This is a genomic window from Pandoraea sp. ISTKB (genome assembly GCF_001721285.1).
GTDB classification, from domain to species: domain Bacteria; phylum Pseudomonadota; class Gammaproteobacteria; order Burkholderiales; family Burkholderiaceae; genus Pandoraea; species Pandoraea capi.
This window is the reverse complement of record NZ_MAOS01000028.1, coordinates 152,522-175,004: the sequence shown is the minus strand read 5'-3', so window position 1 is coordinate 175,004 and position 22,483 is coordinate 152,522. Positions and strand designations below refer to the sequence as shown.

Sequence of the window (22,483 nt, the reverse complement as noted above, 5' to 3'; positions counted from 1 at the left end):
GACGTTCGGATAATCGCGTAACGTCTCAGCCCGACTGTTGCGCGAAGCGCAGCCAGCGGTCGGTCAGCTGGGCGTCGAGGGCGACACCGCCGGTGAGCGACGCGAGCTTCTCTACGCCTTGGGTGTCGCAGTACGCGGCGACGCCGTCGACGATATGCCCCATGACGGCGGGATCGCGGAACGACGCTGTGCCGACCTGTACCGCGCTCGCACCGGCGAGCATGAATTCGACCGCATCGTCCGCTGTCTCGATCCCGCCGCAGCCGATGATCGGAATGCGCACCGCGCGATGACATTGATGCACGAGCCGCACGGCCAGCGGTTTGATCGCGGGACCCGAGAGGCCGCCCATCACATTGCCGAGTTTCGGCTTGCGTGTGCGCACGTCGATCGCCATGCCGAGCACCGTATTGCCCATGACGATGGCGTCGGCGCCGGCGTCTTCCGCCGCACGCGCGATCAGCGCGATCTGTCCGGCGTTGGGCGTGAGCTTCACCCACAACGGGTGCGACGTGCGACGCCGGATCGCGCTGACTGCCTTGTACGTGCTTTCCGCCTGCATCGCGAAGGCCATGCCGTCCGCTTCGAGATTGGGGCAGGAGATGTTCGCCTCGATCGCGGCGACTTCCGGCAGCGAGAGTGTCTCGCAGGCTTCGGCGAACGATTCCGCCGTGTCGGCCGAGACGGACACGACGACGGGCGTGTCGAAGCGGGTGTAGGCGGGCAGCACGTCGCGGCGATAGGCGTCGAGCCCCTTGCTGGGAATGCCGATGGAGTTGAGCATGCCGCTGGCCGTTTCGGCCACGCGTGGCGTCGGATTCCCGGCGCGCGAGTTGGGGGACACGCTCTTGATGACGAGCGCACCGAGCCGGTTCAGATCGAGCGCTTCGGCGTATTCGACGGCGAAGCAGCCCGACGCGGGCATCACGGGATTGCGCAGCGTCAGCGAACCGATGCGAACGGAAAGATCAGCCAAAGTCCACCTCGCCAACGACATCACGAATCGGGAAAACAGGGCCTTCACGGCACACGCGCAGGAATTGCTTGTCACCGTCGCAATCGAACAGGCGCACGCACGACAGGCACACGCCCATGCCGCACGCCATGCGTTGCTCCATCGCGACTTCGGCGGTCATGCCGGGATGCGCTTCGATCACACGCTGGAGCAGCATCAGCAGACGATGCGAGCCGCAGGTGTAGACGGCGTCGTGCGGCGTAGCGGCGAGCAGCGCGCGCACGCGCGGCGCCAGGGCGTCGACGGACGACGAGCCGTCGCTGTCGAACACGCAGTGCACGTCGGCCAGGGCGCGGGCTTCGGGCGAGCGCAGGAATTCGTCGCGCATCAGATCGGCCTCGCTGCGAGCGGACATCACGACCGTCAACTGCAATCCGGCGGCTGCGGCGCGCTGCACCAGCGGCGCCATCGTCGCGAGACCCACACCGCGTGCGACGAACATCACGCGCTTCCAGTCGGAATTGAGCGTAAAGGTATTGCCGAGCGGGCCGACGATATCGAGCGTTGCACCTTCGGCAAGCGTGGCGAGCGCACGGGTGCCCACGCCGGTCACGTTGTAGAGAAACTCGATGGTGTCCGGCTCGGGGCCGACGCCGTACACACTCATCGGGCGCAGCAGGAACGGCGCTTCGTTGTCCGTCACCGGGCACTTCAACTGATAGAACTGTCCGGGGCGCGTGGTGAGCGCGACGTCGGCGTCGGCCTGCAAACGCAGGTAACGATAGCGCGCGTTCACCGCGTGGTGACTGAGCACCCGGCAGCGATGCGTGGCGACGCTCGCGCCGTTGGCCACGCCGCAGGTCGCCGTATCGGTGCGGTGCGTGTCATGGCTGTCCTGCCGGTGACACGTGTCCGAGTGCACCGGCGTCATCGCGCGGGTGGCATTGAGGGACGTCAGAGAAACGACTGACATGGAGTCTCCGAATAGTGGGGGAAGGCGCTGAACGGCGTGGACGTGGCGAAGGCGTTGTGCCTGCTGCCGTCGTCGTTCCGGTCGCGGCTCTGGTGGTTATTCGAGTTCCGCGCCCTTGAGCTCGGGGATCAGGAAGCGCGTGGCGATCATGTCGAGCACGTAAAGGCTGGCGAGCAGCGCAATGGCGATCTGGAACGAGTAGCGCGCGGCGAGGGCGCCCACGACGAGCGGTCCGAGCCCGCCGATGGCGCGTCCGATGTTCCACAGCACGTTCTGCGCGGTCGCACGGGCGGCCGTGGGATACGCCTCGGACATGAGCGTGCCGTAGCCGCCGACCATGCCGTTCACGAACATCCCCATGAAGGCGCCTGCGAAGAGCATCACGGTCGGGTCGGTCAACTGCGAGTAGAGAATCACCATGACGACCGCACCCGCCTGATACAGCAGGAACGTGGGACGTCGGCCGATGCGGTCGGCCAACTGACCGAAGGCCCAGACGCCGAACATCATGCCGAGCACGGTCACGGCGGTCCAAAGCCCGGACTTCGTGAGCGAGAAGCCGAGCTTCTGCGAGAGGAACGTCGGCAGCCAGATCATGATCCCGTAGTAGCCGAAGTTCTGGACCGAACACAGGATGACGATGCCCAGACTCACACGCGTGGTGCGGGCGTCTTTCACCAGCAGACGGAATGCGTTCGAGCTGCCGTGCGACGGTGTCTTGTCGGTGCGGCGCACGAACACTTCCGGTTCGTGCAGCTTGTTACGCAGCACCCAGGCAACGAGCGCCGGCAGCACGCCGACGACGAACATGCCGCGCCAGCCGATGTACGTGAGCAGCAGCGGCGTGAGCAGGGCAGCGGCGAGCACGCCCGTCTGCCAGCCGAGGGCGACGTACGACGAGACGCGGGCGCGCTTGGACGCCGGCCATGCTTCTGCCGCGAGCGCCATGCCGATGCCGAATTCGCCACCGAGACCGATGCCCGCAATCGTGCGATAGACCAGCAGGTCCCAGAAGCCCTGCGCCAGCGCGCACAGTCCCGTGAAGACGGCGAACAGCAGAATCGTCCATGTCAGCATGCGCACGCGGCCATAGCGATCCGATAGCGCTCCGAACAGAATGCCGCCGACGACAGCGCCGATCAGCGTCCACGTCACCAGCGCACCGGCCTGACCTGCCGTGAGGTGCAGGCCAATCGTGATGGCCGGCAGCATGAAGCCGAGAATCAGCAGATCGAAGCCATCCATCGCATAGCCGATGGCCGAGCCCGCGAGCGCTTTCCATGCGTATGGCGTGACGGTGTCGTCTGCGCCCTTGAGTGAGGCGCCTGCGGGGTGCGCGCTCGACGTGTTCAGGTTGGCTTCCATGATCGGTTCCCGTGGGAGACGTTTGCCAGCGATGGAATTCGCACGACGGCAAACGTCAAATTGTCTATATTTTTAGACGATCAAGTGAAAAAAACGCGTGACGTCACGCGTAGACCTCGGTCGTCGACTGCGCGGCGAAGTGATTGAGTGTGGCGAGAAAGCTGGCGTCGGATTCGGCGGCGGCGTCGCGCAACATCGTCGCGTACGTTTTCGTGCGTGCGAGGAACGCGTGGAAGGTGTCGCCGCTGATGGCAATCCCCGACTGACGCTCGGCAAAGGTCTGGGCCGCCTGGGCGAGCAACAGCAAGGCAGCGGATTCACGTGTGGCGGTGCGCGAGGCATCCAGACAGCGCGCGGCAAAATCCTCGATGTCGGACAGACCGACCGTATCGCGCTGTAACCAGGCGCATGCGAGTTGCAGATCCATCGTGTGCTCCATCTGTCTAAATATTTAGACTAACTGAACCCGAAAGCGTGGGCAAGGTGAAAATAATCGGGGCTAACCCTGATGTCGGAAGGCCGCGACGGCCGTGAGCGGCATCACAAAGACGGATGCCGTCGCGGGCAAGCGCGGAGGTGTCTGGCAAAGCACACCGCCGCGATGCCGGGTAATGAGCGGATGTCGGCCGCGTTCAGAAACGTACGCGCATGCCTGCGCCGTACGTCTGACCCGTCGACATATCGCTCATATGGTCGTACTTGTATGCGACGTAGACGTCCGTGCGCTTGGACAGCGGATAGTCGTATCCGAGCGCCCAGGTCGTGCGGCGTTGGTTGTCACCCGAGCCGTTCGAGCCGGTGTAGGCCACCGAGGCGAGCACGCTGCCGAGGCCGACCGGTACCGAGGCGCCGAGCTGCCCCGTGTTCGCGTGGAAGTTGCCGCTGGCCGCCTGACTGGCGACGAGCATGTACTGCGCGAAGAGCTTCACGAACGACAGATCGTACGAGAGGCCCAGTTGCACCGTGTTCTGATTCGTCAGACCGGTCACGCCGGGGAGTTGCGCGCCGAAGTCGCCGGGCGTTGCGCTGAAGTTCACGTACTGGTAGTTGATGGCCGCCGCAAACGGACCGTTGGCGTACGTGAGGGCCGCGGCCCACTTCTTCGCGCTGTGGTCCTGCGCGCTATTGCCCGTGGCGTAGAGCAACGTGCCGGCGAGACCGGCGTAGGTCGGCGTGGTGTAAGCCGCCGCGTTGTTCCAGGCCGAATCGCCCACTACGCCTTGCGTCCCCAGACCCTTGTAGGTGTGGAAGATCATGGGCGAGAAGGTGTACGAGTTGTTGAACGGGTTGAACTGAATCGTCGCGAGGTACATCGGCGTGGTGATGCGCCCCAGACGGAAGGTGCCCAAGGTGGTGTTCGACAGGCCGACGTAGGCGTTGCGCGAGAAGAAGCTGTCGCCTGCAAAGCGGCCGTACGTGCCGTTGTTCGGCTGGAAGTAGCTCTCCAGCACGAACAATGCACTGTTGCCGCCACCGAGATCTTCCGTGCCCGACAGGCCCCAGTACGACGTCGTCATGCCGCCGCCTTGCTGGACCGCAGCGGCATTGCCGCCGGGGTTCTTCACCGAACCGACATAAGCGTCTGCCAAACCGTAGAAGTTCACGCTCGATTGCGCATGCGCGGTACCCGTGAGTGCGGCCGCTCCCAATGCGGCGGCGCCAGCCACCTTGTGCCAGGTTTTCATCATTCCCTCTTTGTTTGTATAAATTTCTGGACGGCGCGCAGCCTATCACCGCCTGCGCGTTGGGTCATCCCCCTCGGCGCCATGAGGCCGTTTGCGAGTGGCGGCATTCTCATGCGGCGGGGGAGCCGTGTCTGGAATCGTGCGGATATCTAAAAAATTAGACAATCGGAAAAATATTCGACCGCCCGAAGTGTGGTGCGCATCGCACGGTGAGGGAGGGGAATTTCGGCGAGTGTTGACGCGCGACGCGTCGCCGGTCAGGCGGGGCGCGCGACCGGTATAATCCCGGCACCGCAATGTGGGTCGAGGCTGTCCACGACGCCCTGCGACGTTCAGCGACGATCATCGGCTTGCGCAGGGACGCGGTATCCAAGAGGTTTTCCACAGGGGGCGATTTGACTCGAGCTGCAACGACATCCCGGGCGCCGCGAGGCGCGCGTTTCAATTTCCGAGCCATTGGCGAGCGCCTGCGTGCCTATCGTCTGGCCGCGGAGTTACGCAGTGAGGATGTCGCGGAGCAACTCGATATCTCGCGCGCCGCCATCTATAAGCTGGAGCGCGGCGAGATCGTCAAGATCGACACGCTGGAGCGTCTGGCGGCGCTGTTGGGGGTGTCGCTGGCCAACCTGCTCGGCGTGGAAGTGGAATATCACGACTCGGCGGTGAGCTACTTCGAGCGCATGCGCCAGTTGGAGAGTCGTTCCGAGCGCATCGTCGCGCACTTCGATCCGATCTCGTTCCTGCTCACGTCCGACGATTACGACGTCTGGCTGCGGCACATGCTGGCGGAAAGTATTCCGCCGACGCTCGCCGACCGGCATTGGGAAAACACGATCAATCGCGTGCTCGGCATCTTGCAGGATCGCAAGTCGAGCTTTTCGCGTCAGCGTCTGGCGGTCACGAGCCTGATCGGACTGCGGCAGATCGAGCAGTTCCTGCATCACGGACTGGTCGGTCGGCTGGGCCTGCCGCCGGGTGTGCAGCTTGAGCGGAAGATGGCCGCGCGACGCGAAGTGGCGCGCATCGTCGAGTTTCTCGAAGCGGACACCTCCGGCGTGCAGATCGGGATCGTCAGCGACAACATGCCCAACGAGACGTTTCAGATCTTCGAAGCGCAAGGCGAGGCGTATGTGGCTGTCTCGCCGTTCCGTCTGGGAGAGTTGCCGAATCTGCGGACCGGCATCGCGACCATCACCACCTCGCCCGACGGCGTGGGCATGTATCGCGCCATGATCGACCGCCTGTGGGCCGATTCGGCCAAGGGCAAAGAGGGCGCCGCCCTGCTCGGTCAGTTGCTCGCCCGCTTCTGAGGGCGGGCTGCGACGGCGCATCGCATTCAGCGGCGCCGTCACCCGCGTAGCCGTGGCACCTGAGCCGGTGCCACAAAACGAAGGCATCCCCCACAATCGAAATCCGCCCACTGCAATCCTGACTAGTCTCCGTGCCCGAAGGCCATCCGGCCTTGCTCATAGGAGATGAATGATGGGAACACTGTTCGGGTCAATATCAGGCGCGGCGTCGGCGCCAGTCCTCACCGGCGGCAAGTTGCTGCCCTGCGAGTGCGGTTCGAGCTTCGGATCGGACTTCGAGCGGTTGGGCGCCGTGCCGGTGACGACAACGACGGAGGCTTCCGGCAAGCCGTGGCAATCGTACCCGGAGCGCCGGCGCACCCTGCAGGATGCCGACGGTCTGTCGTTCGGGCACTGGCAGGCGTGTCGCGACGCCGAGCGACTCATCGCCGACGATCTGATCGGACGGCCGCTGGTTCCCAATGCGGTGAGTGAGCGTGTCGAGCGCTGGCACAGCATGTTTCAGCGCGGGATCGAGCGCGACGTCTCGTTCGAAGACGGGCGCACCGAAGCCATGCGGCAGGTGCGCTACGGTGTGCCGCCCGAGCCCCGGCCGTTCATACGCACCTTCGACCCGGAGCCGGTGATCGTGCAACTGCTCGAGATCGCGCAGGTGAACGACGAGATCGACCGTATGACGGCGGTCGTCGACCGGGTGCCCAAGGGGGCCGCGAAGTCGATGGCGCAGCACAGTCTTCACGACATGAAGAAGATGCGCGACACGATGCTCGTGCTCTCGACGACGCAGCACGATCGAACGTTCAACGAACTCAAGGCCGAGCGCAATGTGCTGATTGCGCTCAACGACATGGCGCGCGAGGCCCAGCGCGAGATGTCGAACGGTGGGGCTGACGTACCGCTTCGACTCAAGGTGCGCGGCAGCAGACTGATCCTCAAGCCTGCGACGTCGAAATCCCGATTCCAGAAGAACCACATCCGTGCACGCAACGATGCCGCGCGACTGGCGTTGTTGCTCGGCTATCCCGCAGGCCGGCCGGTGACGTTGTCCGACATCCGGGACCGAGGCTTCGGCCTTTACGAATATTCGACGGTGCTTCACAGCGCGAAGACGGCATCGCCGGAATGCACTGTGTCGTGGCTCGGCATGCGGGCGCTGGAGATCGACAACTGGAAGCACGTGGCTCGCGGTTTGCAGGACGACCTCCGCGAGACGGACGGCGGTCGCCTGCTCGGCGCGCCGGTCACACCATCCCCCGCGGTGCACGACGACAGTCGTCTAGACGCGATCGATGGGGCGCCGCAGTTGTCCGGCATAGACGAGATCGATGCCGTGCCGATGCGCACGATTCCGAAGGAGGCGGGAGCGCTCGGTGCGCATGCGCCGGCAGCGACAGCGACAGCGACAGCCGTATCGTCGGCGCAGCGCACATCGCATGGGCGGGCGCCGACATCACGTAGAGGCCAGTTCGCGGATCAGTTCATCGGTATGCAGCCAGGCAGAGCGGGACGCCTGAGCGCGATCCTCGAAGGCTCCCCCTCGGCGGAGCGTGTGGCGCAGATGGAACCGTCGCGCGGGCCACAGGGGCCACGGGGGGCGCGAGGGTCGGTGCCTCAGTCGGTTCCACCCGGGCGATCGGTGCCGTTGCCGGTGGCGACGTCGGCAACGACCACACGCGCGCAAGTGGTCGAGACACCCGAAGCGATGGCGTTGCGAACCGGGGCACGACCGAAGACACACCGGCAGGTCGCCTCGCCTTCGGAGACACCGCCGCCGTTGCCACTGACCCCGCCGCCAGATGCAACCTGACGCCATCTGACGCACAACCCGGCGCAATGTATCGACGTCGGTCATCCGATGCGTTGACCGGTTCGTCAGCCGAACCAGGCCGCCACGAGTTTCGTGGCGGTTTTTTGTTTTTGGCACGCCCCGCACGTCGCTTGCGCAGGACTCCGACGCGTTGCGTCGTCGGCGAAACCTCCGCGATGCGCGCTCCATTTTGTCACGCGAAACCCTGCGCGCACGCGTAATAGTAAATATTTTAATTATCTGCAAGCCTTTTTAATCAAGAAGTTGCGCGATTGGTGCGTCGGGTGCCGTTTCTTTGCCATGTAGGTAACTTGTCAGTAGAATGGCCGCGTTGTTAATACCGCTATGCGAGGTGAATAGCCAGTCTGGTTTTTTTCACGCATGGTGTGCTGTCGCTTGACTGTCATGCGTGATTCGTCCCCCACAAAACGGAGAACTCCATGTCACAGGACAAGGAACCGCGCCGGCGCTTTCTGCGCCAGGTGCTGGCGATCGTGCCTGCCACGACTCTCGCCACCGGTGCGACGCTTACCCAGTCCGCCTGTAGCAGCGAAACTGCTGCCCCCGCCGCCGCCTCCGGCAAATCGTACGAACCCAAATACTTCACGGCTGACGAATGGCGTTTCGTGAACGCTGCCGTCGACCGTCTGATTCCCGCCGATGATCTTGGCCCCGGCGCACTGCAAGCCGACGTGCCGCAGTTCATCGATCGTCAGATGGAAACGCCGTTCGGTCACGGCAAGCTCTGGTACATGCAGGGTCCGTTCCACACCGATCAGCCGCCCGAGATGGGCTATCAGCTGAGCCTCGTGCCGCGCGATATCTATCGTCATGGCATTGCCGCGTGCGACGCCCACTGCAAGAAGCAGTACAACAAGGCGTTCGCCGATCTCGATCACGCGACGCAGGAGGCCGTGCTCGGCGACCTGGAGCACGCGAAGATCGAGTTCGACAGCGTGCCTGCGCGCACCTTCTTCTCTTACCTGCTGGCCAACACGAAGGAAGGATTCCTCTCCGATCCGATTCACGGCGGCAACAAGGACATGGTCGGCTGGAAACTTGTCGGGTTCCCCGGCGCGCGTGCCGACTTCATGGACTGGGTGGACCAGCCCAACGTCAAATATCCCTACGGGCCCGTGTCGATTTCCGGAAAGCGGGGCTAAGTCATGGCAATCAAGAAAGATAAGGTCGACGCCGTCATCGTGGGCTTCGGCTGGACCGGGGCGATTCTCGGCCAGGAACTGACGGACGCAGGACTGAATGTCGTGGCGCTCGAGCGCGGCGCCATGCGCGACACCCCCACCGACGCGCAGTACCCCAAGGTCATCGACGAACTGGAATACTCGGTGCGCGGCAAGCTCTTTCAGGAGCTGGCGCGCGAGACGGTGACGATTCGTCATACGCCGGACGACCTCGCCGTGCCGTATCGCCAGAACGGTTCGTTCCTGCTCGGCAACGGTGTGGGCGGCGCGGGCTTTCACTGGAACGGCATGCACTACCGGATCCTGCCGGAAGAGCTGAAGCTGCGTAGTCATTACGAAGAGCGCTACGGCAAGAAATTCATCCCCGAAGGCATGACGATTCAGGACTTCGGCGTGAGCTACGAAGAACTGGAACCGCACTTCGACTTCGCGGAGAAAGTGTTCGGCACGTCGGGCAAGGCCGGCAATCTGAACGGCAAGATCGTGCCGGGCGGCAACCCGCGCGAAGGGGCGCGCTCCAGCGAGTTTCCGACGCCGCCGCTGCAGAACACCTACGGCGCACAACTCTTCGAGAAGGCGGCCCGCGAGGTCGGCTTCAATCCGTATCCGGCGCCGGCGGCAAACACGTCCGAGCCGTACACCAATCCCTATGGCGTGCGCCTCGGGCCGTGCAACTTCTGTGGCTTCTGCGAGAACTACGGTTGCTACATGTATTCGAAGGCGTCGCCGCAGACCACCATTCTGCCGGTGCTGCTCAAGAAGCCCAACTTCGAATTGCGCACGCATTCGTACGTCGTCAAGGTCAATCTCGACAGCGACGGCAAGAAGGCTACCGGCGTGACGTACATCGACGCGCAGGGTCGCGAAGTCGAGCAGCCCGCCGATCTCGTCATCATGGCGGCCTACCAGATGCACAACGTGCGTCTGCTGCTGCTCTCCGGCATCGGCAAGCCGTACGATCCGAAGACGGGCGAGGGCGTTGTCGGCAAGAACTACGCGTATCAGATGAACGGTGCCGTGAACGTGCTGCTGCCCAAGGGCACGCAACTCAATCCGTTCGTCGGCACCGGCGCCGGCGGCGTGTCGATGGACGACCTGAACGGCGACCAGTTCGATCACGGGCCGCTGGGCTTCGTGGGGGGCGCGAGCATTCGTCACATCCGCTATGGCGGACGTCCGATCAAGATGACGCCGACCGTACCGGGCACGCCGGCCTGGGGCAGCAAATGGAAGGCGGGCATTGCCGACGCGTATCAGCGCTACATGACCATCGGCATCTCCGGTTCGGTCATGTCGTATCGCGACGCGTGTCTCGATCTCGATCCGACCTATAAGGATGCCTACGGCGTGCCGTTGCTGCGCATGACCTTCGACTGGCACGACAACGAGTACAACATGCTCGGTTACATGGGCGACCGGATGGAAGAAGTCGGCCGTGCGATGAATCCGGAGAAGGTGTTCCGCGCCATCCGCAAGAAGGGAACGCATTACGACACGCGGATCTATCAGAGCACGCACACGACGGGCGGCGCCATCATGGGCACGAATCCGTCGAACAGCGTGGTCAACAAGTATCTGCAAAGCTGGGACGTGTCGAACGTGTTCGTGATGGGCGCTTCGGCGTTCCCGCAGAACATGGGTTACAACCCCACGGGCGTGGTGGCGGCGTTGGCGTACTGGTCCGCGAAGGCAATTCGCGAGCAGTACCTCAAGAACGCCGGCCCGCTGGTGCAAGCCTGAGGAGCGCCATCATGATCCGAAAAACGATGATGAAGCGCTCTGCCGGTGTGTTGGCCGCCAGCACCCTCGCGCTCGCGGCGGTTGCCGTGTGGGCGCAGAACGCGACCGCGCCCTCGGGCGCAGCCGTCTCGCCGGTGCCGACGCCTGCCGTTCCCGCCGTAACGATGGACGCTGGTACGCAGCCCCAGACACCGGCGGCGAACGACCCGCAGGCGCAACTCGTCCGTCAGGGCGAGTATCTGGCGCGTGCGGCCGACTGCGCCGCCTGTCACACGGCGCCGAAGGGCAAGCCGTTCGCGGGTGGCCTGCCGATCGCGTCGCCCATCGGCACGATCTACTCGACGAACATCACGCCGGACAAGGACACCGGCATTGGCAGCTACAGCCTCGAAGACTTCGACCGCGCCGTACGGCACGGCATTGCCAAGAATGGCTCGACGTTGTACCCGGCCATGCCGTACACCTCGTACGCGAAGGTGCGTCCGGCCGATGTGAAAGCGCTCTATGCGTACTTCATGAACGGCGTGCAACCGGTCGCGCAGGCGAACAAGGCGACGGATATCCCGTGGCCGATGTCGATGCGCTGGCCGTTGTCGTTCTGGCGCAAGATGTTCGCACCGGCGGTCGCCGCCGACGCCGCATCGACGGACAACGATCCGATCGCGCGGGGCCGCTATCTCGTCGAAGGGCTCGGCCATTGCAGTGCATGCCACACCCCGCGTGGTTTCGCGTTGCAGGAGAAAGCGTTGACGGATGACAGCACGGCGTTCCTGTCGGGCGGCGTGGTCGACAACTTCCTCGCGAAGAACCTGCGCGGCGATGTCACCGACGGGCTGGGCAACTGGAGCGAAGGTGACATTACGGCGTTCCTCAAGGGCGGACGTAATGACCACTCGGCGGCCTTCGGCGGCATGTCGGATGTGGTGCAGCACAGCACGCAGCACATGAACGACGACGACCTGACGGCGGTCGCGAAGTACCTGAAGACGCTCAAGCCGGTCGATCCGAACGCCAAGGCGCTGGCCTACGACGACACCGTCGCCAAGGCGCTGCGTGCGGGTTCCGACAAGAGCAATGGGGCGCTGACGTTCCTCGACAACTGTGCGGCGTGTCACCGCAGCACAGGCAAGGGGTACACGCAGACATTCCCGACGCTGGCGCTCAGCTCGACGGTGAATTCGGTCGATCCGACGTCGCTCATCCATATCGTGCTGCGCGGGGCCGAAATGCCCTGGACGAAGTCGGCGCCGACGCATTACGCCATGCCCGGCTTCGACGACCGTCTGACCGATCAGGATGTGGCCGACGTGCTGACGTTCGTGCGTTCCAGTTGGGGGAACAAGGCGCCCGCCGTGACGGCCGCGCAAGTCGCCAAAGTCCGCAAGGACGTCGGTGCCGCGCCGCAGCCGCAACGATGATCGCGCCACGCGTGCGGTGTCTCGTGTCGTATCTCGCGTCGTGTCTCTCGCCGTGAGACACACGACAGGTGCGACAGACGCACCCGGCGGGAAGTCCGGCTGACGCTCGTCGGCACGGATGTCGCGCTTGTGATGAAATGAAGCTCCGCCGGTCATATCGACTGGCGGAGCTTTTCTTTATGCTTTTTCGTTGCCGATCGTTTTCGATGTGAGGAGGCCGCAGTGCCGTTCATTCTTCTGGCGCTCGTTGTACTGGCGGGCATCGTCTACGGCGCAGTGCGTCTGTATGCGGCCGTGGCGTTGCAGTTCGGTACGCTGGCGGCCGTCGCGACGATTGTCGTATGCGTGCTGATCGTCGTGTGGCTGGTCGTCGATGCCGTACGCCGTTATCGCGCCGTGCATGGCGTGCGACGTGACGGTAAGCGGTTGGTGAGTGTCTCGGGCGCTTGGGGTGAACTCACGCTCGACGCCGACCGCAAGATGGGCACGTTGCGTGTCGACGGCCGCGAGACACGCTTCGTGTTCTCGGATGTGACGTCCGCGCATCCCGTGAGTGAGGGCGGCCAGTGGTCCCTCACGCTCGACCTCGCGCACAATGCGCAGCCGAGCTGGCGTGTGCCCATGTCCGGCCGCGCGCTCGCACAACGTTGGACGAAAATCTTCCGTCTCGCGAGCGCGCATCGCCTGTGACATCGTCTGCGATGTCGCTCAAGCGCTTGCGGGCATCGGTTGGCGCAGCGGCGGCACGATGCTTTCGTCGTCGATCGGGAAGTGAAGCGCTGCGGCGACTGCACCGAGAATCGCGGTCGCAGCCCACAGCAGGTTGTACGAACCGGTGACGTCGAGCACGAAGCCGCCGAGCCACGCCCCCAGGAACGAGCCGACCTGATGGCTCATGAAGCACACGCCGAAGAGCGTGCCCAGATGCCGCGTGCCGAAGACCTTCGCAACCAGTCCGCTCGTGAGCGGTACCGTCCCCAGCCACGTCAGTCCCATCACCGAGGCGAAGATCACGACGCTCGTGTCAGTCTTGGGCAGCAGGAAGAAGATGGCGATGGCCGCACCGCGAATCAGATACAGCCAGCCGAGCACATGATGCTGGCGATAGCGTCCGCCCAGCCAGCCGCAGGCCCAACTGCCCAGCATGTTGAACAACCCGATCAGCGCAAGTGCGGTCGCGCCGAGCCCGATCGGCATGTGGCACATCAACAGATAGCCGGGCAAGTGGGTGGCGATGAAGGCAAGCTGAAAGCCGCACGTGAAGAAGCCCAGCGTCAGGAGTTGATAGCCACGATGCGTGCACGCTTGATGGAGGACGTTGCGTAGCGAGACGTGCTCGGCCTCGTCGGGCGATGTCGCCGGTGTGGGCGTGGCGCCTGACGCCGTCCCGGCGGTTGCGGTCTTGCTGCGGCGCTGCATCGTCATGAACAGGCCGAGCGGCGCGGCGCAGCACAGGACCAGCGCGAGCACGAAGAGCGATGTGGACACGCCATACGTCTGGCGCAACCCTTGCGCGACCGGCACCAGCGCCACCTGTCCGAGCGAGCCGCCCGCGCTCACGAGACCCATGGCCATCGTGCGCCTCTCGGGCGTGACGGCGCGGCTCACGGCGGGCAGCACGACACCGAACGTCGTGCAACTGATCCCCAACCCGACGAGGACCCCCAGCCCGATCACGAGCCAGACGCCGGACGGCGCCAGCGCGGCCATCGCGAGCCCGCCGGCGAAGGCGAGCGCACCGGCTGCGACGACGGGCGCCGGCCCGTGACGGTCGGCCATGGCCCCCGCGAACGGCTGGGCGAAGCCCCACACGAGGTTATGCAATGCGATGGCGAATGCCACGAGCGTGACAGGCACGCCGCGATCGTACGAGAAGGGATTGATGAACAGGCCGAACGTCTGTCGGGTGCCCATCGCGGCGCTGAGTACCAGCGCGCCGGCGAGAATGATGAGGGTGACGCGACCCTGCAACGAGGGTGATGCGGAAATCGGGGTTTGCGACATGGTGATGAGTCCTCCTCACCGTAGTCTCGCAATGAAATCCCCGTCTGGCAAAGGAGTTGTGTGTGACATTAGGTGAATTTTATTCACCTTGATGGGTGCCTGCCTGATCGATGACCCAGTCGCGGAACGCCACGCATTCGGGGTGCGGTTCGATGTCCGGGGCGCAGATCAGCCAGTAGGCGCCTTGCGATTGCGTGGTGGTGCCGTGCGCGGGCACGAGTACGCCGTTGGCCAGGTATTCGTCGACCAGCGGACGGCGGCCGATCACGATGCCCAGGCCCATCATGGCGGCCTCGAAGGCCATCTGAATGCTGTCGAAGGTCAGGCCGCCGCGCGTGTCGAAATCGTCGATCCCCGCGCTTTCGACCCAGACCTGCCAGTCCTCGCTGGCGCTGCCCACGTGGATGCGTGTGGCCTTGCGCAGGTCGATATTGCCGTCTTCGTCCGCATGCATTGCGTGGTACGCGGGGCTGCACACCGGCACGAACCGTTCGCCGAAGAGTCGATGCCACGTGTCGCTGGCCACGGGGGCGCGCGACAGGCGGATGGCGAAGTCGAAACCGTCGGTGGGAAAGCCGACCTGGCGGCGCGACGTGTCGACCGTGATGTCGACGCCGGGCATGCGCCGCATGAACATGTCCAGACGCGGCAGCAGCCAGCGCGAGGCGAGCGTCGGTGCGCACGTGATGGCGATGGCGCGTGAGGCATCCGGCGTGGGCAGGCGACGGGTGCCGGTGAGCAGCAGCGAGAACGCTTCGGTGACGTACGCGAGGTAGTCCACGCCCTCGGGCGTGAGCGTGAGCCCTTGCGGGGAGCGCACAAAGAGCGCGACGCCCAGCGCTTGCTCCAGCCCGACGATGCCGTGGCTGACGGCGCTTGGCGTGAGATGGAGTTCGGCAGCGGCGCGTTTGAAACTCTGGTGGCGTCCTGCGGCCTCGAACAGGCGCAGGGCAGACAGCGGTGGCAGACGAGGCGGCATCGGGTGAGTGTCGAGCGTTCGTTAGGCGTCCGTTCGGGCAGTGTCGATGGAGTCGGGGGCTGGCGTCGAAGCGTGACGTCGACGGCGTGCGTCGATTCTCGCATGACCGTGACGCTTGTGGACAGCGCGATCCCTTGGGATGCAGGGGTAGATGACTGCGTGCCGACGGGGCGGCGCTAACTGTCATGGACGGCGTCCGGTACAGGCCCACAGGGATTCGGCGAACTGTACCGGGTGCGCGGCGATACGCGTGCCTATGCTGTGGCTCCGCGTGCTTTTCCGTGGGCCGCTTCGCGCGTTGCCTTATGCGCTTGCCGAAGGCCGTGCCTATGGCACCCGTTTCAGACCGACGATCATGACGACCGAACAATTGCTGGCCTTCTGCGCCTTTGCTGTCATTACCCTGGTGACCCCGGGGCCGAACAACATGATGATTCTCACGTCAGGGCTCAACTACGGCTTTGTCCGTACGCTGCCGCATCTGGCAGGGATCGCCTTCGGCTTTGCCTTGATGGTGTTTCTGACGGGCGCGGGCCTGCATACGGTGTTCGTACGCTTTCCAGTCATCCATACGTTGTTGAAGTATGTCGGCGCGGCTTATCTGCTGTGGCTGGCATGGCATCTGGCCCGCTCGGGGCCGATGGACGATGAGCGCCGGGGACGTGAGCGTCCGATGGGCTTCTTGGGCGCGGCTGCGTTTCAGTGGGTCAATCCGAAGGCGTGGGTGATGGCGGTGGGGGCGATCAGCACCTATCTGCCCAACGCGTCGCACTTGCCGGACGTCGCGCTGCTCGCCGTGATCTACGGCATGCTCGGTGCCCCTTGTATCGGCCTGTGGGCCGGCTTTGGCGTTGCGATGCGACGCGTGCTGACCGACGCGCGCTCGGTACGCATCTTCAACGGTGTGGCGGCGGCGCTACTCGTGGCGTCGCTCTATCCGATTCTGGTGGAGTGACACGTCGGGCGGGCGGACTGGGCGCATTCCCATCGTTATACTGACGGTTCTTGCGAATCCTTCCCCCTAACGTGAGGTATCGCCATGCCTGCCAAGCTCGTCGGGGCATTGCCCCGTCTGGTCGCCGCTGTCGCTTCTGCCGCGCTCGTTCTCTCCCCGATTTCCACACTTGCCTGCACCCGGGTCGTCTATCTGGGGGCGAACGATGACGTCATCACTGCCCGGTCGATGGACTGGAAGCTCGACGTCGCGACCAATCTCTACGTATTGCCGCGTGGCATTGCGCGCACCGGTGAAGCCGGTCCGAACTCCATTCGCTGGACGGCAAAGTACGGCAGCGTGGTGGCCACCGGCTACGACGTATCGACGACTGACGGCGTCAATGAGAAGGGGCTGTCGGCACAGTTGCTGTGGCTCGTCGAGTCGCAATATCCGAAGTTCGACAAGGATTCGAAGCCCGGGCTGACGATCGCGGCATGGGCGCAGTACGTGCTCGATAACTTTGCGACGGTGGACGAAGCCGTGACGGCGCTGGCGAAAGAACCGTTCACCGTCGTGACGGACAATGTGCCGGGCGAGGATCGGCTCACCACGCTGCATCTGTCCATGTCGGACAAAACGGGTGACAGCGCGATCATCGAGTACATCAACGGCCGGCAAGTGATTCATCACGGCAAGCAGTATCAGGTGATGACGAACTCACCGATCTTCGACGAGCAGCTCGCGCTCAATACGTACTGGAAGCAGATCGGCGGCACGACCTTCCTGCCGGGAACGAACCGCGCTTCCGATCGCTTTGCGCGTGCCTCGTTCTACATCAACGCGATTCCCAAGAGCGAGGATCCGGTGCAGGCCTTGGCGAGCGTATTCAGCGTGATTCGCAATGCCTCGGTGCCTTACGGCATCACCACCCCGGATGAGCCCAATATCTCGTCGACCCGTTGGCGCACGGTGGTCGACCACAAGCGCATGCTCTATTTCTTCGAGTCGGCCCTGACGCCCAACACGTTCTGGGTGGACCTCAAGAAGGTGGACTTCGCCGCCGGTGCGCCCGTCAAGCGACTCGATCTCGGCAAGGATCAGCGCAACACGTTCAATGGCGAAGTGTCCGCCGATTTCAAGGTCGCGCCACCGTTCTCGTTCCTCGGCTTGAAGACGGGGAAGGCGACCTAAACGGTGTTTGCCTCGGTCGCTGCGTTCGTCGCGTTCGCGCTGCCGAGCCGATGGATGTCGGCCGGCGTGAGAATCGCGTGCGGGGCGCCGTGTCGGACCGTGCCCAGCATCGCATCGCCGATGATGCGGGTCGTGAGCACGCTCGACGGCGATATCCAGCGCGCCAGCAACAACAGCGGCTTGAGCACGACGTACAGCCGTCGGTAGAGGGCCGTGCGTGATTCCACGCCATCTTCCGTCAGGATCGCGCCGGGACGGAAGATGGCCACCCGCTTGAACGGCAACCGCTGCAACGCATTCTCGGTCTCGCCGCGCACGCGTGCCCACATGCTGCGGCCCTGTTCGCTGCTGTCGGCACCGGCACCCGAAACGTACACCATCGTCATGTTGGGGCTTGTCTGAAGCAGCGCCTTCGCGACGACGAGTGTGAGGTCGTACGTCACCGCACGATAGGCCGGTTCGGTCATGCCGAAGGAGGAGACCCCGGCACAGAAGAAGCAGGCGTCGACGTCGCGGAACGCCGGATCGTCTGCCTTGAATGCCGCGAGATCCGGCAAGGTGAAGACCTGGATACGCGGATCACGGTAACCCGCGGGCAGCGGACGTCGCCCGACCACCAGAACTTCGGTGACGTCGCGGGCGGCCAGGCAGGCGCGCAACACGCCTTGACCGACCATGCCGGTCGCGCCGATCAGTACGATGCGCATGATTTCACTCCCTTGCTCATATCGAGATGCGTGGTGACGGACGAGCCGGTCTTATTGTGGATGAAAACCGACGCGACCTTCGAGGGTCACTGAGGCGGCGAGGTCCTTCTGGGCTTTCAAGGCATCAAGGCTGCGCGCGTAGGTGCCTTCCAGGACCTCGTAGGCGTCTGCGCCAAGCACGGTGCGCAGCGGCGGTTCGGCCATCTGACTGACGCCGTAGATGACGTCTGCCATTTTGAGCGGATCGCCGGAGGCGACTTCGTCCCCGTGTGTTTTGACGAGGGTGCGCAAGTTGGCGACGGCACCCGTGCGGTAGTCGTCGATTTCCGTCGTCCATTGGATGTTTGCGAGGAAGTTCGTGCGGATCGAGCCGGGCTCGATGAGGATCGTCTTGATGCCGAACTCGGCCGTCTCCAGACTCACGGCTTCGGCAAATCCTTCCAGGCCGAATTTGGCCGCGTGGTAGAGCGCGCAGCAGGGGAAAGTGGTGCGTCCACCGACGCTCGTGATGTGAATGAAGGTGCCGTGACGACGTGCGCGCATGGTGCCGAGAAAGGCACGCGTGACGTGGATCGGGCCGAGCAGGTTGAGCGCAATTTGCTGCTCGATCTGCGCTTCCGTCATTTCCTCCATGGCGCCGATGACGGCACCGCCAGCGTTGTTCACGACGATATCGACGTCCGGATAACGGGCAGCGACGGCCTGCACTCGGGCGACATCGGTCACGTCGATCGATTCGACCTGAAGCTGGTCGGGCCATGCTTGTTGCAGTGCTTGCAGGGCATCGACGCGACGCACGGCCGCGATCACACGATGGCCTTCGGCCAGCACCTTTTCCGCGAGCGCCAAACCCAGACCGCCTGACGCGCCAGTGATGAACCACGTTTGCTTCGACATCATGTCACCTCTTAATAAAATGAATGAGTACTCACGCAATTAAATGACAAAAAAACTTACGGCGTGATTGCGCGCCACGCCGCGGTGAAGCCGATCTGCCGGTAATGCGCGGCGTCGGCGGGGGATTTCTCGATGGATTCGATGGTGGTGTCCGCGATGCGCTCGATGATCGCGTAGAGAAAGGCCATCGGCGCGTTCAGCAGGGTGCCGTCTCGTACGGCCGCTTCCATCATTTGCGGGATGTCCAGAAACAGGGTGGCGCCTTGTGCACGGGTTTCGTCCGTCAACCGGCCCGACGCCAGCAAGCGTGAGACGGCGAGACGCCCGGCGGGGTTATCCAGCCCCCAGCCGACGTAGCACTGAAAGACATGCTCGACGCGGCGCCGGACATCGGTCTGATGCGGATAGCCCGGCATCATGGCCGCTGCCATCTCTCGTTTGAGGTGCAGATAGAGTTCCTGAAAGAGCACTTCCTTGTTCTCGAAGTAAGTGAACAGGGTGCCCTCGGCGACGCCCGCCCGCTTGGCGATGACGGCCGTGGTGGCCAGCACACCTTGCTCGGCCACCGCCATCATGGCTGCCTGCAAGAGCGCATCGCGTTTTTCCGGACTGAGAGGGCGAGCCATCGAACTTTCAGGAATTATAAATGAGTAATTGCTCAATTATAGGGATGGCGTTGGGGGATGGCAAGTGAGGGGAGGCAGGAGGTGGCGTTGCCGTGGCGCGTGCCGGGCGTCGCACAAAAGAAAAACGGACCCGAGAGGGTCCGTTAATTCAGCATATTGGTGGAGCCGGCGGGGATCGAACCGGCGCAGTGTTGGACGCACACGCTTGCTCAGAAAGGGATTGCAGATTTTTCTTGCGGCTGGGTGCCGTTCGCGTGCCGTATTTGCGACTCAGACATTCATCGGGCTGAGCTTGAGGTCAGAGCGAATTTCTGCAATTTCATCCTTTGGTCCGAGAAAATCGTCCGGACGATTCCAATTGTGCATAAGGCCCTTATTGTTAAAAACCCTGACGTATCCGTCGTTTGCCAAAGTTTCCATCACATATGAAACCGCAGCTGTGGCGATATCTTCATCTTCATTCTCAGTCAAGGTTTTCCAGATTGTCTCTTCGATACTGATATTTCCACTTTCAAAAACAAAGTACTTTGTGATATCAAAAGACATTTTGATTGTTTATTATTTGTTTTGGAATGAGAAGGGTATAATTAAAATTAACCACATAAGTGCCTTAAATTTTTGCGCATAAAAAGTGTAAATAGGATTGCTTTGCCGATCATTGACGGATTTTTGTGGCGTATCCGATTCCGAATTCGCATGATGTACTGACCAATCGTTCACAAGCTGATATCCGTTGCTGTGCCGGCTGTTTGGAATCTACTCCCCGTAGTGCCGGAGGATCATCGCGACGTCCACATGGCCCATCTGATTGGCGACCCACTAGGGATTCTCCCTTTGATGCAGCGTCGACGCGTAGGTGTGGCGCAGCGAGCTGTCGCTCCGGCCTAGGCTTCCCCCTGCCTGCTAGGCCCGGGCCTGTTGGGCGGGCTGGCAGGCGCGTTGTCGCCCGCCTTTTCCGCTGGCCGACCCCACCCCCAACCGCCTGCGCGCGCGGTCATGACCCCGCCACGCCTGCGCGCTTGATACAACACTTTTTATGCACCTTAGCGCTAGCCGCCGAGGGCTGCCAATACAGGCGCGGTAGAGCATTTCAGGGTGCAATAAGAAGTGTGCACTTTCATGCACGAAGCTCATGCAAGTAGAATCGCCGCAACAAATTTCCATAAGGACACCTATGTTGAATTGTCAGTTGTTAGTAAATGTCGTATCGCTAGTTGCCGGTGCCGCCGCCGCATACCTGTGGTGGCGCTCGGCGATAGCGCAAGTAACGCACGCGGAGGCGCAGCGACGAAACGCGGGAGGTGGGGGGCTTACAGTTATTGGCAGAGACGGTGTTGCCGTCAACATCCTAGAAACAATGAATGTTCAATCGAAGTGGAATCGTTACGCTGCGATTAGTGCCTGTATTGCCGCACTAGCACAGGTCGTCGATTCAATGCTCAAGATATTTTTTTGAGGGCAGATGGGAAAAGGGGGGAAGGGACGCCCACTGACTGAGTAACAGTTATGGGACGGTGCTCTCTTCATAACTACAAACAACTATGGGGTATAGAACCGGTGTGTACGTGTGTTGATCTGCTGGCCCGGGCGTGGCCAGACATCGCGAAAGGGCTTCCTGCTGCATTTGTGGCACTAGTTATCGGTGGAATTGCCGCTTATATTGCTTTTCGACAGTACGAGGTTGCTCGAGCGAAGTTGAACCTCGATCTATTCGAACGTCGATACGCGATCTTTCTAAACGTTTCCGGCTTTGCGTCTCACGTCCTGACGAGCGACGCCCCGCAATGGAACGGCGACGCGTGGTTGAAGTTTGTTAACGGTTTCGATCAGACCGAATTTCTCTTCGGTAAGGAGTTGGCGGACTACTGCGGTGAAATGCACAAGGCGGGTTACAAACTTAAGACATACTACAACCGAGCCATGAGCAATCGCGGCGTAATGCGGCCGGAAGATGTCGAAGACGACTACGAGCTACGGATATGGTTTTCTGAGCAAGCGCAGCACGGAGTGAGGGCGCGGTTCGGGGAGTACCTTAACTTTGAGCGATGGAAGTGAGGCCACATTCGCAATTGCTGCTGGTGCAAAGACAAAAGGGGCTGCGTGGATATCACGCAGCCCCTTTGTCTTTCTGCAAGCGGATACGCCGAAGGACTCCACCGCCGCGTGCCGTTTACGTGCCATTTCTCAGACAACCAACGGCAACCAGCGACAACGACGCAGAAATGAAAAACGGGCCCGAAGGGCCCGTCTTTTACAAGGTTTTTGACCGTCTTTCATTGTCGTTGACAGTCAGCATATTGGTGGAGCCGGCGGGGATCGAACCCGCGTCCGCAAGCACTCTACGATCAGTTCTACATACTTAGTTCAGTCATTTGATTTAACTGCTTTGTCGCGGACGAACACGCTACGCAGCAGCGATCCACTAAATTTTCGACTCTGGCGTCGCGGCACCACCAAAGCTTATCTGACGTATATGACCTCTGGCGGTATTGCTACCGGTCTTGCGACACTAGTCCGTCAGTGAACTAGGCAGAGGACGGCGGCCCTTAGGCTGCCAGTGCGTAACGAGGTTCGTTAGCAGTTACTTAATTTCCCATTGATTAACGAGGTGACGGGTCCTCGGTATGCCCTGAATCGCTTCGCTACCCACGTCGAAACCATGTCGGCCCCTGTGGACTAGGGATTAT

General features: G+C 62.7%; 21 protein-coding genes and 1 other RNA gene. 10 read left to right on the top strand and 12 right to left on the bottom strand.

The genetic code is table 11. The features are described from left to right. Window positions 1-25: 25 nt before the first annotated feature. From A9762_RS09490 to A9762_RS09470, 5 genes are all read right to left on the bottom strand, one after another. Window positions 26-976, bottom strand: a complete 951-nt coding sequence (locus A9762_RS09490; protein ID WP_069341785.1) for a dihydroorotate dehydrogenase — start codon at window positions 974-976, stop codon at window positions 26-28. After that, window positions 969-1,928: a dihydroorotate dehydrogenase electron transfer subunit gene (locus tag A9762_RS09485; RefSeq protein WP_083253782.1), complete on the bottom strand. Its 960-nt coding sequence runs from the start codon at window positions 1,926-1,928 to the stop codon at window positions 969-971. Before A9762_RS09485 ends, A9762_RS09490 begins: the two co-directional genes overlap by 8 nt. Window positions 1,929-2,024: 96 nt before the next feature. After that, window positions 2,025-3,173, bottom strand: coding sequence for an MFS transporter (locus A9762_RS09480; RefSeq protein WP_240493498.1), 1,149 nt, complete (start codon window positions 3,171-3,173; stop codon window positions 2,025-2,027). A 223-nt stretch (window positions 3,174-3,396) separates the two neighbouring features. Further along, entirely contained in the window at window positions 3,397-3,720 is a 324-nt protein-coding gene (locus A9762_RS09475) for a hypothetical protein (RefSeq protein WP_069341783.1), read from the bottom strand. Window positions 3,721-3,925: 205 nt separating this feature from the next. After that, window positions 3,926-4,981, bottom strand: a complete 1,056-nt coding sequence (locus tag A9762_RS09470) for a porin (protein WP_139133147.1) — start codon at window positions 4,979-4,981, stop codon at window positions 3,926-3,928. Between the two features lie 392 nt (window positions 4,982-5,373). Between A9762_RS09470 and A9762_RS09465 the strand changes: the two genes are divergently transcribed. The 6 genes from A9762_RS09465 to A9762_RS09440 all read left to right on the top strand — a co-directional run bounded on the left by A9762_RS09465 (window position 5,374) and on the right by A9762_RS09440 (window position 13,145). Further along, window positions 5,374-6,288, top strand: a complete 915-nt coding sequence (locus A9762_RS09465) for a helix-turn-helix domain-containing protein (protein ID WP_069341895.1) — start codon at window positions 5,374-5,376, stop codon at window positions 6,286-6,288. Between the two features lie 172 nt (window positions 6,289-6,460). Then, on the top strand, window positions 6,461-8,095 hold the full coding sequence (locus A9762_RS09460; RefSeq protein ID WP_069341782.1) for a hypothetical protein: 1,635 nt from the start codon (window positions 6,461-6,463) through the stop codon (window positions 8,093-8,095). A 440-nt stretch (window positions 8,096-8,535) separates the two neighbouring features. After that, the gene (locus A9762_RS09455; RefSeq protein WP_069341781.1) at window positions 8,536-9,258 is read left to right on the top strand and encodes a gluconate 2-dehydrogenase subunit 3 family protein; all 723 of its coding nucleotides are present in this window, start codon (window positions 8,536-8,538) and stop codon (window positions 9,256-9,258) included. Window positions 9,259-9,261: 3 nt separating this feature from the next. Beyond that, window positions 9,262-11,037: a GMC family oxidoreductase gene (locus A9762_RS09450; protein ID WP_069341780.1), complete on the top strand. Its 1,776-nt coding sequence runs from the start codon at window positions 9,262-9,264 to the stop codon at window positions 11,035-11,037. An 11-nt stretch (window positions 11,038-11,048) separates the two neighbouring features. Continuing rightward, window positions 11,049-12,455, top strand: coding sequence for a cytochrome c (locus A9762_RS09445; protein ID WP_371442683.1), 1,407 nt, complete (start codon window positions 11,049-11,051; stop codon window positions 12,453-12,455). Window positions 12,456-12,677: 222 nt separating this feature from the next. Next, on the top strand, window positions 12,678-13,145 hold the full coding sequence (locus A9762_RS09440) for a hypothetical protein (protein ID WP_069341779.1): 468 nt from the start codon (window positions 12,678-12,680) through the stop codon (window positions 13,143-13,145). 18 nt (window positions 13,146-13,163) lie between these two features. Here the strand turns inward: A9762_RS09440 and A9762_RS09435 are convergent, their stop codons facing one another. Together A9762_RS09435 and A9762_RS09430 are read right to left on the bottom strand one after the other, a co-directional pair. After that, complete coding sequence (locus A9762_RS09435; RefSeq protein ID WP_069341778.1) at window positions 13,164-14,459, bottom strand: MFS transporter; 1,296 nt, start codon at window positions 14,457-14,459, stop codon at window positions 13,164-13,166. A 79-nt stretch (window positions 14,460-14,538) separates the two neighbouring features. Continuing rightward, a complete protein-coding gene (locus A9762_RS09430; protein ID WP_069341777.1) occupies window positions 14,539-15,438 on the bottom strand; it encodes a LysR substrate-binding domain-containing protein in 900 nt (299 codons plus the stop codon). Window positions 15,439-15,694: 256 nt separating this feature from the next. Here A9762_RS09430 and A9762_RS09425 point away from each other — a divergent pair, with 256 nt between their 5' ends. Together A9762_RS09425 and A9762_RS09420 are read left to right on the top strand one after the other, a co-directional pair. Then, window positions 15,695-16,393, top strand: coding sequence for a LysE family translocator (locus tag A9762_RS09425; RefSeq protein WP_240493492.1), 699 nt, complete (start codon window positions 15,695-15,697; stop codon window positions 16,391-16,393). An 84-nt stretch (window positions 16,394-16,477) separates the two neighbouring features. Continuing rightward, the gene (locus tag A9762_RS09420) at window positions 16,478-17,566 is read left to right on the top strand and encodes a linear amide C-N hydrolase (RefSeq protein WP_069341776.1); all 1,089 of its coding nucleotides are present in this window, start codon (window positions 16,478-16,480) and stop codon (window positions 17,564-17,566) included. Here A9762_RS09420 and A9762_RS09415 read toward each other — a convergent pair. The 4 genes from A9762_RS09415 to A9762_RS09400 form a co-directional block, all read right to left on the bottom strand. Beyond that, window positions 17,563-18,273, bottom strand: coding sequence for a semialdehyde dehydrogenase (locus A9762_RS09415; RefSeq protein ID WP_069341775.1), 711 nt, complete (start codon window positions 18,271-18,273; stop codon window positions 17,563-17,565). The genes A9762_RS09420 and A9762_RS09415 overlap by 4 nt on opposite strands. 51 nt (window positions 18,274-18,324) lie before the next feature. After that, window positions 18,325-19,173 carry an SDR family NAD(P)-dependent oxidoreductase gene (locus A9762_RS09410; protein WP_240493491.1) on the bottom strand — a complete coding sequence of 283 codons (849 nt, stop codon included), beginning with the start codon at window positions 19,171-19,173 and terminating at the stop codon, window positions 18,325-18,327. A gap of 53 nt (window positions 19,174-19,226) precedes the next feature. Next, window positions 19,227-19,796, bottom strand: a complete 570-nt coding sequence (locus A9762_RS09405) for a TetR/AcrR family transcriptional regulator (protein ID WP_069341774.1) — start codon at window positions 19,794-19,796, stop codon at window positions 19,227-19,229. Between the two features lie 270 nt (window positions 19,797-20,066). After that, complete coding sequence (locus tag A9762_RS09400; RefSeq protein ID WP_069341773.1) at window positions 20,067-20,342, bottom strand: hypothetical protein; 276 nt, start codon at window positions 20,340-20,342, stop codon at window positions 20,067-20,069. A gap of 586 nt (window positions 20,343-20,928) precedes the next feature. Here A9762_RS09400 and A9762_RS28500 point away from each other — a divergent pair. Both A9762_RS28500 and A9762_RS09395 read left to right on the top strand, forming a co-directional pair. Further along, window positions 20,929-21,252, top strand: coding sequence for a hypothetical protein (locus A9762_RS28500; protein WP_139133146.1), 324 nt, complete (start codon window positions 20,929-20,931; stop codon window positions 21,250-21,252). A 239-nt stretch (window positions 21,253-21,491) separates the two neighbouring features. After that, window positions 21,492-21,851, top strand: coding sequence for a hypothetical protein (locus A9762_RS09395; RefSeq protein ID WP_069341772.1), 360 nt, complete (start codon window positions 21,492-21,494; stop codon window positions 21,849-21,851). 243 nt (window positions 21,852-22,094) lie between these two features. Here A9762_RS09395 and ssrA read toward each other — a convergent pair. Further along, window positions 22,095-22,466, bottom strand: a transfer-messenger RNA (tmRNA) gene (ssrA, locus tag A9762_RS09390). Window positions 22,467-22,483 lie beyond the last annotated feature (17 nt).

Bases quoted from the DNA above. Each gene is read 5' to 3' on its own strand.
- A9762_RS09485 (WP_083253782.1), bottom strand. From the start codon at position 1,928: ATGTCAGTCGTTTCTCTGACGTCCCTCAATGCCACCCGCGCGATGACG.
- A9762_RS09480 (WP_240493498.1), bottom strand. From the start codon at position 3,173: ATGGATGGCTTCGATCTGCTGATTCTCGGCTTCATGCTGCCGGCCATC.
- A9762_RS09475 (WP_069341783.1), bottom strand. From the start codon at position 3,720: ATGGATCTGCAACTCGCATGCGCCTGGTTACAGCGCGATACGGTCGGT.
- A9762_RS09470 (WP_139133147.1), bottom strand. From the start codon at position 4,981: ATGATGAAAACCTGGCACAAGGTGGCTGGCGCCGCCGCATTGGGAGCG.
- A9762_RS09460 (WP_069341782.1), top strand. From the start codon at position 6,461: ATGGGAACACTGTTCGGGTCAATATCAGGCGCGGCGTCGGCGCCAGTC.
- A9762_RS09455 (WP_069341781.1), top strand. From the start codon at position 8,536: ATGTCACAGGACAAGGAACCGCGCCGGCGCTTTCTGCGCCAGGTGCTG.
- A9762_RS09450 (WP_069341780.1), top strand. From the start codon at position 9,262: ATGGCAATCAAGAAAGATAAGGTCGACGCCGTCATCGTGGGCTTCGGC.
- A9762_RS09445 (WP_371442683.1), top strand. From the start codon at position 11,049: ATGATCCGAAAAACGATGATGAAGCGCTCTGCCGGTGTGTTGGCCGCC.
- A9762_RS09435 (WP_069341778.1), bottom strand. From the start codon at position 14,459: ATGTCGCAAACCCCGATTTCCGCATCACCCTCGTTGCAGGGTCGCGTC.
- A9762_RS09430 (WP_069341777.1), bottom strand. From the start codon at position 15,438: ATGCCGCCTCGTCTGCCACCGCTGTCTGCCCTGCGCCTGTTCGAGGCC.
- A9762_RS09425 (WP_240493492.1), top strand. From the start codon at position 15,695: ATGCTGTGGCTCCGCGTGCTTTTCCGTGGGCCGCTTCGCGCGTTGCCT.
- A9762_RS09420 (WP_069341776.1), top strand. From the start codon at position 16,478: ATGCCTGCCAAGCTCGTCGGGGCATTGCCCCGTCTGGTCGCCGCTGTC.
- A9762_RS09415 (WP_069341775.1), bottom strand. From the start codon at position 18,273: ATGCGCATCGTACTGATCGGCGCGACCGGCATGGTCGGTCAAGGCGTG.
- A9762_RS09410 (WP_240493491.1), bottom strand. From the start codon at position 19,173: ATGATGTCGAAGCAAACGTGGTTCATCACTGGCGCGTCAGGCGGTCTG.
- A9762_RS09405 (WP_069341774.1), bottom strand. From the start codon at position 19,796: ATGGCTCGCCCTCTCAGTCCGGAAAAACGCGATGCGCTCTTGCAGGCA.
- A9762_RS09400 (WP_069341773.1), bottom strand. From the start codon at position 20,342: ATGTCTTTTGATATCACAAAGTACTTTGTTTTTGAAAGTGGAAATATC.
- A9762_RS28500 (WP_139133146.1), top strand. From the start codon at position 20,929: ATGCAAGTAGAATCGCCGCAACAAATTTCCATAAGGACACCTATGTTG.